Here is an 11,443-nt window from a genome sequence, read left to right as displayed (position 1 = left end):
GTGTGGTGTGGGAAGGACGGCTGGGGATATCTGTTTGCCGTGATTGACGCTTATGACCGGGAGATTGTGGGGTACTCGTTTTCCCGGTTCTGCCGTACAGAGGACCTGCTGAAGGCTGTGGATATGGCGCTGAACTATCGCTTCCCGAATGGCGTTCAAGGTGCCGGTCTGACATTGCGAACGGACAATGGCTGCCAGATGACGAGTCGACGGTTCATCGAAGCGATGAAGGCCTGCCAAATCAACCATGAGCGGACCGGGTACAACAACCCCGATGCTGACGCATACATCGAGCGATTCTTCCGGTCGCTGAAGGAGGAGGAGGTCTGGCTGCAGGAATACAGCAGCTTTGCCGAGGCGAAAGCGGCCATTGAGTCGTACATTCACTTTTACAACACGGATCGACCGCATTCCGCACTAGGTTATCGCTCGCCGTTGGAATTCAGAAATTGGAAAATGCAACAAAACGCAGCGTGAGACAATTTTTATCTGAATTGCAAGTCTCTCATCTCTCTCTTAAAAGCCATCCCATCTGTCTTGACAAAGTCGGGTTCAATACGTCCAACCTCTGCTCCAGCAGATCAGGTGCGAATCGAAGGGGTACATACGACACCTCCAGTGCAACTGGAACATCCTCAGACAGTTTGATGCGTTCGAGTCGTACGATTGGTTCATTTGGTGCAACCTTAAGCATGGCCGCAACCGCATTATCCCCGGTTACTACACCACTGGTTATCACTCGGTGGGGTCCTTCAATGGCTTGCTCCTCAGTCACAAAATTGATGAACTCCAGGAGATTCTGCTCCGGAATCGTATTGCTCACAAATGTCCCTTTCCCTGGAGTCCGGATAAGCAAGCCAGCGCGGACCAAATCGATTACGGCCCGCTGCACCGTTATACGACTCACTCCGTAAATGGTCTGCAGTTCCTCTTCAGTCGGGATCTGATGGGATGGCTTCCACTCTCCTTTCCTTATCCTTGATTCAATATCGTGTCGGATCTGGATGTACAATGGAACCCCAGAGTTTCGGTGCAACAAGGCTCCTACCTCCATTTGTTATAACGTTATAATAAATTAGAGTGGTTATATCGTCAACACAATTAGGTTACTTCAGACCCTGGTGTTGAGAAGCCGCTGTGAAAGCTCTTAAACCGAACGTTGCATACGCTACCCTACCCACACTTCGATAAGCCCAGCAGTGATATGTCAAGGGGGTGATCCAACATAATTGGAAATGGATTTGGGAAAAAGGTGTAGATCGGGACGTTGAAGGGTAACTCAAACTAGGCCCACACTATACGCAAAATTTTCAGATATCATGCGTGGAGCGGAGTAGCTGGAAATTTGGAGGACAGGTTGGCCTACCGCCTCCTCTCCGGTGGTGTGTACAGCTTGTTGGTGTTTAGTAGTGCAAACACCAGCCGTACCAGTTTTCTTGCAGTTAGGACGAGCGCTCGTTTGTGTTTATGCTTCAACGCTTCGTCGAACTTCTTCCGGTAAAACTCGGCGTATTCGGTGTCGTGCCGTCGAACCTGGTCTGCGGCTTGAATCAGGTAGTACCGCAGATACGTGTTCCCGGTACGCATCCGAGACGTCTCTTCGGCCTCGTACTCTCCGGATTGGTACTGGTTCCACACCAGACCGCCATACTTGGCCAAGGCATTGTGGTTTCTAAAGCGCTTAATATCGCCGATTTCGGCGATAATGCCAGTGGCGTACACGGGGCCGATACCCTTGACGGACTTGAGGGTGTTCGGGACCCCTCTCATCAGTTTAGCGATGGCCTTGTCGAGCCTTTTCACCTCAGACTCCATGTGCTGGATCACGCTGAGCGTCACCGATAAGGACAGGTTGACAGGATCCTGCATCACCTTGTCGAGGCGGAAGGAGCGACGGGCGACCTTCTGGAGTTCCCGGGCGGTCTGCTCTGGGTCAGCGAACCTGTTTCGGCTTTTGTCGACCAGGAGTGCCACCAGGTCTTCCAGTGGCATCGCAGCGATTTGTTCAGGCTCGAGCTCTTGAATGACGGCTAACGACGTGGCACCGAAGGTATCCGAAAACGGGTTGTCCTGACGCAGACCTCTGAATTTGAGAAACAGCTGGTTCAGGAAAAATGTCTTGTCCCGAGAGATGGTCTGCGTCAGATGAAACCGAGTTCGGGTAAGACGCTGAAGCGCTTCGTACTGGATGGTGTCCGTCATGGCTTGTGGGAGACGGCCAAACCGCAGATGGTCCGCAATCACCCAGGCGTCGATGCGGTCGTTTTTGGGAAGGTTGTCGTAACCCTTCTTGAAACGAGCCACTCTCCGTGCGTTTAAGACGTGAATCTGAGCGTCGAGGTGGGAGGCCCGGTGGGCGAGTTGCTGTTTGAGATAATGCGCCAGATGCCATCCGAGGTTGGCGGTCGCCTCCATGCCCACAACGACACTATCCATTCGCTTGGCTGCCAAGGTCTCCAAGACCCTGTGAATGAGAGTGTCGGCTCCCTGAGGGTCATTGGAGATCTCGAACGAAGCCAAGTCTGCGCCCGCCTCATCCATGAATTGAACATGGTTGGCGTTCAAGCTCACGTCGATCCCAACATGCAGTTTCGCCAACGAATTCACCTCCCATCGTGGGAAAGTCAAGCCAGTCCCGGACCTGGGTGCCCGTGGGAACCACCGACCTCAGCCCCGTCATCAGCACTCATCCGTGCGGACGTCAATTCCGGGCCACTACACCTCATCCGTCACGGAGGCGCAACCAGCGGTTAGAACATAGGTGGTGGATCCTGGGTAGCAGGCTTTATACAGCAGTACCGAATGGTCCGCAGGGACAAGAAGAAATATCCCGAGAAAGGCTTGCTGATCCCATTGTCCCACAGGCTGTCCGGTTGAGTCGAAGGCCCAGCCTGTGAATTTGCTAGACAACTCTTCGAGTTGCCCACAAGCTCCACAGGCTCGACACAGGGGAAGCCGCTTCGTTTCTCCCCTCTGGTCTTCGGCCATTCACCCCTCCCGCTCCTCCTGCTGAGGAAGGGGGGCGATGATGTTAGGTCCACAGTCCGACAGCGTTGGGGCTTCCCCCAACCAGATGTGGACGGATATGCAGCTGTCAAGGAACGAGCGCATGACAACGGAGCGGAGTAGCGGTCAGACGACTCCGATAAGCGACCAAATCCATAACCATCATCCATGGGCCGATGGGAACTTCCCCATCCATGGGTGAAACCCGGTATTGCAAATAACAAACTGCCAGAATGTGCGGATGGGGAAGTCCCATCAACCACTCCCCATCCTCCCGAGCAGCTGTCTCATTCGGATGAGGTTCGAGCCGGCTCTGGAAATTCTCCGGCGCTGCTCCAGCAGTTCCGGACCTACTGGAAATTCAACGGAGGAGAACTTCTACTACCATCATACGAGGACATAGGATAGTGAAATGGAATTATTAGCTACAACAGATCAATACTTTTGATACAGAGCGCCGCAAATAAAAACAGCCCGCCACCCGGCGGGCTTCGCCGTCACCACACTTGCACATTAACGTTTGCAAGATCCTCCCGACACTTCTCACACACCATCTTCCCCCGAAATTCCCGGACCTCCTCCACCTCATTGCAGAAGATGCAACCCGGTTCGTACTTCCGTAGGATGATCTGGTCCCCTTCGGTGAATATTTCTAAACCGTCTTTCTCTTGGATATTGAGCGTTCTCCGCAACTCAATAGGCAGCACAACGCGCCCCAACTGATCAACTTGGCGCACCACGCCGGTCGCCTTCATTGCCATTCCTCCCCATCTTTTTACATGTCAGTCTGTGTCCCGTCCCTGCTTCGCGATTTCCTTTCTCAGTTCCTTCAGCCAATCGGTCTCGCTTCCATCAACCTCAAACAGCGTCTGCGACGTATACGGAGGGATGTAGATCATGTCCGGCTCAACCAGCACATACCGGTCCGCGGGTGGTTTTTCCTGCTTCAGCCGCGGATAAAAGTCCGTGCAGAACGTCCCAATCGGCGCTTCATCCGCCGTGCGCTGGTAGTACGCCGTGCAAAGACCCCCGTCCGGGTCGTCCTCACGGTCGCGCGCGAGATACCGGCAGCTCCCGCAGTGGCCCTGCTTCGCCTTGCGCAGCGCCGCGTCGCCGCGCAGGACGAACACGTCTGCACGTTCCATCACAATGAGCGCTTCGTTGCGGATGAGGGATTGAATCAGCGTACGGTCGTTGAACAGGTTCCATTCGACCGGCTCCTCGTCGATCCATTCCATGTCCTCGTACTCCGCGGCTTCCTCCGGGTTGGCATACGGCGGCGGCTGGGTGTTGTCGAGCAGCGTCACCGAGCCGTACACAATCCGCGACCGCACGCCCTGCATGGTCAGGGAGTGGTGCAGAGGCTTCACGATCTCCAGGCGCATCAGGGCCTTGGTGATCTCGTCGTCCGTGTCGAAGTACGGATAATCCATCACATACGTCAGAATCCCGGCCAGACAATGTGTCTCAGCCGGTGGCCGGTCCAGGTACTTCACGATGAACTCCTTGGACGCGGCCTTGCCTTCCTCCAGCGGCGTGAAGAACTTCGGCCGCCACAGCGTGTCAAACGTGCCGTCGTACACCCGTTGGGTGATCTCGTACACGGTTGCCTCAGTCACCCACCATCACCCTTTCTCGGATATTCCGCATACCTTCCCACAACGAACAAATGTGCGCCTTTACATTCTGCCGATACCCAGGATCAGCAATGGCCGCCAGAATGAGTCCGGCATACTCGCCCGACGGCGGCACCTCGAAGCAAAGCGGGTTCACCAACTCGTAGGTCCACGCCCAGACGGGCCTGTCCTCCACGTATACCCTGGCCCGTCTGCGGCGGTACACGTACGGGGCTCCTTCCCGTCGGTCGAGCGCCGTGATCTCGCGCGGGTCTTGGACGTCCCACAGCACTCCGTGCACCACGTGCCCTGGCGCGCGCCGGATGTTCGCCACCCCGCCGCGACGCGCCATCGACCGGCCGTTGAACACGAGTCTGTATCCGCGAAGCTCCGCGTTGTCAGATACAAGCCGCGCGGTCGGACACGTCTTCATGAAATCCAAGTGGTTCATACAGCTTCCATAGGCGAAGTAGAGCACGCACCCCGCCTCCTTTCCCGCCCTTCGGATGTACCAACTATACCAACGTTCACATGAATTAACTCATCCTTCCTATTGAGGAAGTATACTCTATTCTTCCAATCCTGTCAACAAGTCTCATATATCCAGAAGAAATGCGGGTACGGCACCTCGCACCCATAATCCAGCTGCAATCCTGCGCAACCGTTCACTGCCGAACGTGTCCAGATACAACCGGAACCGGGACTCTGGGCTCTGCGCATGCAGTTGCTCCAGTTCGACACCCCGGTCGCTGCGGAAGAGTCTCGGCAGGCGGTCAGCGCCGGGCTTGTCCTTGCGCAGATATGCTGACTGCATCAAGGTGGCGTTGGCAAGCTGCACCTGGCGCTGGATGACGACCGGATCGACCGTGCCGTTCGGATACCGGAACTCCACCGTCGGAACGCCATGCTCCACGAATTTCGCGGTGTTGACCATCTTGTAGCGTGAGCTGTGACCGGTGTACCCGATGATCTTTCTTGACGCCTCCATCGCGGTGTCGTTTTTCCGGAGCTTCACCACGTGGGTCTTCCGGAGGGGTTGAGTATAATTTGTGCCACGGTGCTGATTGGGCAGTTCAGGCCGCGTCAGACGGCTTCTCGTTGCCCCCATCTGGAGATATTCGCGGGAGTAACCCACCATGTACCGCCCGAGCCGTTGCCATCGGTAGCCGCGGTCGTCGAGAATGTCATGGGCCATGTGGATGTGGAATCCTGTGCGCTGACTGGTCTGAGCACCCTGTTCATGCAAGATCCTCGTGATCTCCGAGATCGCCTGCCACGTCTCCGGCGTGTCCCGAAGCACGGGAGACACGATTTCGCATCCTCCTACCAGGCTGCCGTCGCTCCGGACTCCCCAGGTCCCAGGCGCGAAACTTGTCGTGTAACCGCCCATCGTCAGACTTTCGGACAGACCCGCACGGTGCAACGCGGCCGCGACATCGTGACCGTTCACGCCCTCCACTTCGAGTTCAATCCCGAACGTGGTATCCACGCCGTCGAGCACGTGTTCCGTTTCATATTCGCCGAGGCCACCATCTCGGGCGACTGTCTCCCGCAGAGTGGTCCACGCCTCGTCGCTCTCGCTGACGAACACCCCGTCGTGGGCATGGCGCTCCTGCCAGACGTACAGGTTGCGATCCCGCGAACTCTCCCACGCCGCCTCACGGTCAACCACCGAACCGATGATGGTGGGTGCTGCCGCGATGCGGTTGTCGCCGCGAAGTTCACGTTCCGATTCCGTGGAGCGCTGCTCGGCGGACGTCGGTGCATCTTCGCGCTGGCGAGCGGCCAGAAGCTCGTAAGCTTGCATGTGCCGACAGGGGCGGTTGCGGAACCAATGGTCGGGGCAGGAGCAGTGCTCTGCATGGGCGCCGGTTCGGTCGGTGGTGATTACGTAATCGCGTTCCGAGCCGGAGTGTACCAGCGCAGCGCCGCTGCCAAACCGCTCGATCAGGATGTCTTCGTACCGTTGCCGGGTCGCGGAGTATTCGGACGGCACTAACCCTGCGCTGACTGGCACCTCTCTGACGCGACGGATGCGGGCCAGATACCGGGCCTTGGCGTTGGCAATGGCCATCTGGTCGACACCCAACATCACGGTGTGTTCGACCTCTTGGCCATCGACGACCTCGCGGCGTCTTATTTGCGCCCAAGATTCCCGAACATTGTGTGCACGCTCGGCGGAGATGAGGGCGATGAACTCGTTGACGTGCCGGGCGCACACTGGTCCGGTGCCGCGTTGGACGGAGACCGGATGGGTGAGATGTTTGGAACAGACTGCGCAGGACACAGGCATAAAAAATCCCTCCTTCACTCGAAGGAGGGGTGTAGGGCAGGGCATACCACCGCACAAGGTCAGTCAACGGGCTTGAGGATGAAGGCGGCTCATACCCTTCCCCATAATTTCCATGTTCTCTGGTACCTGAATCCGTGACAAGCAGGTGTAAAAACTACTGAAGCACTTGTGATTTGTCGTGTAGAATCGGGATAGTTGGGATGTCCGTTCCCTTCAATCCCCCTTCACCTCAGAGGTGAACCCCCTTGCGCTTTATCATCGAAGAATCCGACGAAGTCATTGTCACACATTCTGGAATGACCCTTGTCGGTTTATTGCTGGACAAAACCACTCTCGGTGAACGCCTGAATCGGACTCGCCTGTCAGGCATGGGAAAACCAGACATTTCAAACCGAGATGTAGCGTACTCATACATCGGCCTGCTTTGTCAAGGCAAGACGGACTTTGACCACATCGAAGCCTTTCGTGATGACGAGTTTTTCACGATCGCACTACAGATGGACAGCGTGCCTTCGAGCCCAACGCTGCGCCAGCGTTTGGATATGGCAGCCGGAAAGGCCGGCTGGGAGAGTATTTTACTCGAAGAGTCCGCAAACCTCTTGAGGACCCTGGATGTTACACTGCATCCGATTGTGCTGGGTGAGTCATCGAAACGCCGGGCTTACATTCCCCTGGACCTTAACGTGAGCCCATTTGATAACTCGGGAACGAAAAAAGAAGGCGTCTCCCGCACGTACAAAGGCCACGATGGATACGCCCCAATCTTTGCTTACCTCGGCCAAGAGGGCTATGTGGTCAATGTTCAGCTGCGTGAAGGCAGTACCCATGTTCAAAAGGATACAGCGGCCTTCTTGCGCAAGAGTATTCAGTACGCAAAGCAGATCTCAGACCTTCCGCTGCTTGTTCGCATGGATGCCGGAAATGACAGTGCCGAGAACATTGCCGTGTGTCGCTCACAGGACAGCAGGGCCGAGTTCATCATCAAACGGAATCTGCGAAAGGAAAGCCCCCAGGCCTGGCTCGTGACCGCCCAGCAGCACGGTGTATGCCACGAGCCTCGGCCAGGCAAGAAAGTGTATCACGGTTCGCTGATGTGCCCGGTCAAGGGCCTGTCGGAACCAGTTCGGATGGTATTCGACGTTATCGAACGGACCACCATGGCCGACGGGCAAACCTTGTTGGTCCCAGACATCGAGGTCAATGCTTATTGGACCTCACTGCCGGACGACCCAGATGTGATCATTCGTCTGTACCATGACCACGCCGTGATGGAACAGTTCCACAGCGAAATCAAGACGGATCTGGACGCTGAACGGTTACCGTCAGGCAAGTTCGCAACCAACAACCTGGTACTGCATTTTGTATGCATGGCTTACAACTTGCTGAGGGTGATTGGCCAGGAAAGCCTGAAACGCAACGATGCACCTCTGCGTAAGAAGGCAGAACGTCGTCGTATCCGGACGGTGATTCAGAACTTGATGACCTTGGCTGCGAAACTAGTCCGACATGCCAGGCAGAGCAAACTGAAGTTGGGGCATGGGAACCGATGGTTCCCTGTGTTTCGCCGTTTGTATTTGACCTTCGTATAACATGTGCCGTCTTGTGGCCTGGGAACAAAGCCTGACGATGAACAGGCCGGGGAAGTTATTCGCTTCTGCGGGAACTGGCGTTCCCTTACGGTTGAATTCGATGGAATCGCTCCACGCACCAATGCAGTCGCAGCCCGTTCGATGCAAGATAAACGCCGCATGAGTGCTCGACAGCTACCTTGTCACGGATTCAGGAGGTACCTATGCTCCATACTTGCGGACGAACGTGGCCCAATCCATCGTCCCCACATTCACCTCATTCTTTCTCAAGAGCCCTGCGAGTTTTCCCACGCGGCTCGTCCGCCAGTTGTACACGTTGAACAGCCAAACCGAAATCAGCCCCATCTGGTCGCGCCAAAACCGAACCGGTTCCGTGTGCTGCTCAAACCCGTCCCGCGCGTAATCGATCCACAGGCTGTAACCGCGTACCTCACGAATGTCCGGTCGTCCGCTTTCCGCCAACCTCCGGTACGCCTTCTTACGTTCTCTGAAGTACCGTTCGGCGTCCATCCAGTACCACGGCCATAAGGGGTGCGGTGCATGATGCAGCACCGCCACCCCGTCGTGAATGGTCACGGTATAGTGCCGGGTAAGACGCATCGTTCTCGGCCCTGTGTCAACCCAATCACTTGTCGCAATCAAACCTCTATCACTTCCCCGGCCCTCCAGATCGCCCACGTGCAGGCCAGAAGTATCAGCAACACGATCCAAAACCCGGTGTTCGCAATCGGTGTCATGTACTGGTGTGCCCGTGGGTACGCCAGCCCGAACATGGCCACCACGATCCCCGAGTAAATGAGTCCGTTGCGCCGCCCGGCCAGCGTCTTGGCCCGGAGCTTGCGCCGCTTGTCCTCGTCCCGCTCGATCTGCTCCCGGTACTTCAACCACAACTCAGCCAGGTTCGCGTGGTACTTGACGGCTTCCTCCGTCGCCCTCGCAAGCTGCACCATCTCGTCGATCTCCCAGCGGGCCGCCGCAAGCCCCAGCGCCTGCTCTGGGGTCACGTGCAGTCCCCGCCACGTCTTGGCCAGGGCCTCGAACTCGGACTTGACCCGCTTGTCCCGTGCGATGGAAGCGACATCCTCAAACGCCGCCTCCGGGCGGTTTGTGGCCCGTAAGGTCGTGATTGCTATCGGCATGGCCTCACGCAACAGCGCGTCGAAAAACGTCCGTTTGCGTTTCTGGTACCGGTACCGAATCCACCCCACCGCTCCGCCGATGGTCCCGGCGAGGCTCACCAAGACGCCGAATAGGACCGATTCCTCCGCCAGCGACAACAGCACCGATGCCACAACGAACCCGGCCGCGGAAACGAGAATGAGCGGGGTTGTCTTCACCCCGCCCTCCTTCATCTCATACGCAAGCCGGTCGAGCGCAGGAAGACGAGTCTTGGCCGTATGGTACCGCTCGCGCAACGACGCGAGCCACAGCGACTCACGGTGTGCCCGGTGCAGGTCGCTCTCGATGAACAGACACAGCAGCGCCAACCCCGCCAAAAGCCCGATCAATTGCGCAATCATGCCATTTTGCTCCTCTCGTTGTCTTCGCCGTCACAGATACACGTACCGGACATCCGGGTGTTCCTGTACAGGCAAGCCAGAAATGGTGTATCCCCAGATCCTCGCTTCATCGACCATCGCCTTGGTGATGCCGTTGAAATGCCACGTGTCGGTCGCCGGGTCCCACTTGGCAATCACCACATACGGAATCCGGCGCTTCTGTGGCTCATAGGGCAAAAGCTCACCGATCTCCACCACGCGCTTGCCGCCTTTGTCCGGCGCCGACATCATGCCGATGATGTGCTTGACACCCATCGTGATGAGATCGCCCACCATCGCGGGACCTGGCTTTGTCTCATGCCCCAACAAGAGCGCCGCCAGCCTCCGGATCGCCGCCGCGGTGTCCGGCATGCCGCGCACGTGCAGCGTCGTCCCGGTCTGGTGGGTGACGGTCGAAGCCGCCTGCAAGAACTCCCACGCCACCGGGGACGTGCGCACCTCACCGACGTACACGTTGTCAAACTGCATCCTAAGAGTGTTGACCACCTGCTCCGCCATCCGCACCGCGCCTTTGCCCTCCGCGTTCGCCGGGCGTTCGTACAGCCGCGCCGCCCACGGACAGAGGGGTTGCAACTCCGGCATCTCCTCGATGATCCCGGACACCCGGTCTTTCGGAACGAGACCCAGGAGGGCAGCCATGAGGGTCGATTTGCTGCTGCCCGTTCCGCCGACTATCACAAAGCTGCGCGCCAAGCGCTGCATCCACTCGAAGAAGCAGAGAATCGTCTCATCAAACGTGCGCAGCTGCCACAACTCCTGAAGAGTGAAGTTCCGCAGCGGCTTGCGGATGGTCACGATGAGACAGTCATGCTCCAGACGCCGCCCGTCCTCGTCCGGTACGGTCCACCCCGCGGGGCCTCCCACCACGTGCATCCGGTATCCGTCCGGGAGAATCGCGTCGCATGACGGTTTGGACAGGTCGAAATGGTAGTTCGTGCCCGACAGCTTCTTTTGCACGAAGGCATACAGCTCCTCATTCGACATGCGCGCCTCCGTGGATTCGTAGCGCTGCCCGGCCCGGATGTAGAACGTCGCGAAACCCCCGTAGATCTGAATGTCGCTTACAAGCGGGTCGTCGATGAGCCGCTGGATCTTGCCATAGGAGTACATGTCATTGAGCACGGCGGTGATGACGTACTCCCGGTAGGCGTGCGGCACGTCAATCTCGCCCGCGATCCGGCCCAGGTACGCATACGCCGACTTCCTTGGCGGAAGCTCCCGCCACCACTCGTTGCGGCGACGAATTTCTTCGAGCAGGCGCTGGTAATGCGGTTCGGCTTCCCGTGCGAGACGTTCCAGTTCCGGCTCGCCCCGTAACACCCGTTCCATCTCGCGTTGGGCCTGTTCAATCTCTTCAAACTGCACGCTGCATCACGCTCC

The 11,443-nt window shown here is 57.4% G+C and carries 11 protein-coding genes; 2 read left to right on the top strand and 9 right to left on the bottom strand.

The window, feature by feature from the left end; all coding sequences use genetic code 11:
• Positions 1–477 (top strand): integrase core domain-containing protein (locus BM357_RS17615; RefSeq protein WP_175511567.1); only part of this gene is annotated, 477 nt, incomplete at its 5' end.
• A gap of 28 nt (positions 478–505) precedes the next feature.
• Here BM357_RS17615 and BM357_RS17610 read toward each other — a convergent pair.
• The 6 genes from BM357_RS17610 to BM357_RS17580 form a co-directional block, all read right to left on the bottom strand.
• Positions 506–1,039 carry a GntR family transcriptional regulator gene (locus BM357_RS17610; protein ID WP_074956573.1) on the bottom strand — a complete coding sequence of 178 codons (534 nt, stop codon included), beginning with the start codon at positions 1,037–1,039 and terminating at the stop codon, positions 506–508.
• A 323-nt stretch (positions 1,040–1,362) separates the two neighbouring features.
• Positions 1,363–2,598: an IS110 family RNA-guided transposase gene (locus BM357_RS17605; RefSeq protein WP_074956571.1), complete on the bottom strand. Its 1,236-nt coding sequence runs from the start codon at positions 2,596–2,598 to the stop codon at positions 1,363–1,365.
• A 905-nt stretch (positions 2,599–3,503) separates the two neighbouring features.
• Positions 3,504–3,761 carry an AbrB/MazE/SpoVT family DNA-binding domain-containing protein gene (locus tag BM357_RS17595; RefSeq protein ID WP_074956567.1) on the bottom strand — a complete coding sequence of 86 codons (258 nt, stop codon included), beginning with the start codon at positions 3,759–3,761 and terminating at the stop codon, positions 3,504–3,506.
• 27 nt (positions 3,762–3,788) lie between these two features.
• Positions 3,789–4,625, bottom strand: coding sequence for a hypothetical protein (locus tag BM357_RS17590; RefSeq protein WP_074956565.1), 837 nt, complete (start codon positions 4,623–4,625; stop codon positions 3,789–3,791).
• The gene (locus BM357_RS17585; RefSeq protein ID WP_074956563.1) at positions 4,618–5,100 is read right to left on the bottom strand and encodes a gamma-glutamylcyclotransferase family protein; all 483 of its coding nucleotides are present in this window, start codon (positions 5,098–5,100) and stop codon (positions 4,618–4,620) included. Before BM357_RS17585 ends, BM357_RS17590 begins: the two co-directional genes overlap by 8 nt.
• A 117-nt stretch (positions 5,101–5,217) precedes the next feature.
• Entirely contained in the window at positions 5,218–6,915 is a 1,698-nt protein-coding gene (locus BM357_RS17580; protein WP_074956561.1) for an amidoligase family protein, read from the bottom strand.
• Positions 6,916–7,160: 245 nt separating this feature from the next.
• Here BM357_RS17580 and BM357_RS17575 point away from each other — a divergent pair, with 245 nt between their 5' ends.
• Positions 7,161–8,504 (top strand): IS1380 family transposase, encoded by a 1,344-nt coding sequence (locus BM357_RS17575; protein ID WP_074956559.1) that lies wholly within the window; start codon positions 7,161–7,163, stop codon positions 8,502–8,504.
• Positions 8,505–8,705: 201 nt separating this feature from the next.
• Here the strand turns inward: BM357_RS17575 and BM357_RS17570 are convergent, their stop codons facing one another.
• Genes BM357_RS17570 through BM357_RS17560 form a run of 3 tightly spaced genes read right to left on the bottom strand, consistent with a single transcriptional unit; the run spans position 8,706 to position 11,428 of the window.
• A complete protein-coding gene (locus BM357_RS17570) occupies positions 8,706–9,104 on the bottom strand; it encodes a hypothetical protein (protein ID WP_245784082.1) in 399 nt (132 codons plus the stop codon).
• A 38-nt stretch (positions 9,105–9,142) separates the two neighbouring features.
• Positions 9,143–10,024, bottom strand: a complete 882-nt coding sequence (locus tag BM357_RS17565) for a type II secretion system F family protein (protein WP_074956555.1) — start codon at positions 10,022–10,024, stop codon at positions 9,143–9,145.
• A 30-nt stretch (positions 10,025–10,054) separates the two neighbouring features.
• The gene (locus tag BM357_RS17560) at positions 10,055–11,428 is read right to left on the bottom strand and encodes an ATPase, T2SS/T4P/T4SS family (protein WP_245784081.1); all 1,374 of its coding nucleotides are present in this window, start codon (positions 11,426–11,428) and stop codon (positions 10,055–10,057) included.
• Positions 11,429–11,443 lie beyond the last annotated feature (15 nt).

It is taken from the genome of Paenalicyclobacillus macrosporangiidus, assembly GCF_900116805.1.
GTDB classification, from domain to species: domain Bacteria; phylum Bacillota; class Bacilli; order Alicyclobacillales; family Alicyclobacillaceae; genus Alicyclobacillus_H; species Alicyclobacillus_H macrosporangiidus.
This window is presented reverse-complemented; position numbering and strand designations above follow the sequence as displayed.

What these genes read in the sequence shown, in the direction of transcription:
- BM357_RS17595 (WP_074956567.1), bottom strand. Translation starts at nt 3,761, where the DNA reads ATGAAGGCGACCGGCGTGGTGCGCCAAGTTGATCAGTTGGGGCGCGTT.
- BM357_RS17580 (WP_074956561.1), bottom strand. Translation starts at nt 6,915, where the DNA reads ATGCCTGTGTCCTGCGCAGTCTGTTCCAAACATCTCACCCATCCGGTC.
- BM357_RS17570 (WP_245784082.1), bottom strand. Translation starts at nt 9,104, where the DNA reads ATGCGTCTTACCCGGCACTATACCGTGACCATTCACGACGGGGTGGCG.
- BM357_RS17565 (WP_074956555.1), bottom strand. Translation starts at nt 10,024, where the DNA reads ATGATTGCGCAATTGATCGGGCTTTTGGCGGGGTTGGCGCTGCTGTGT.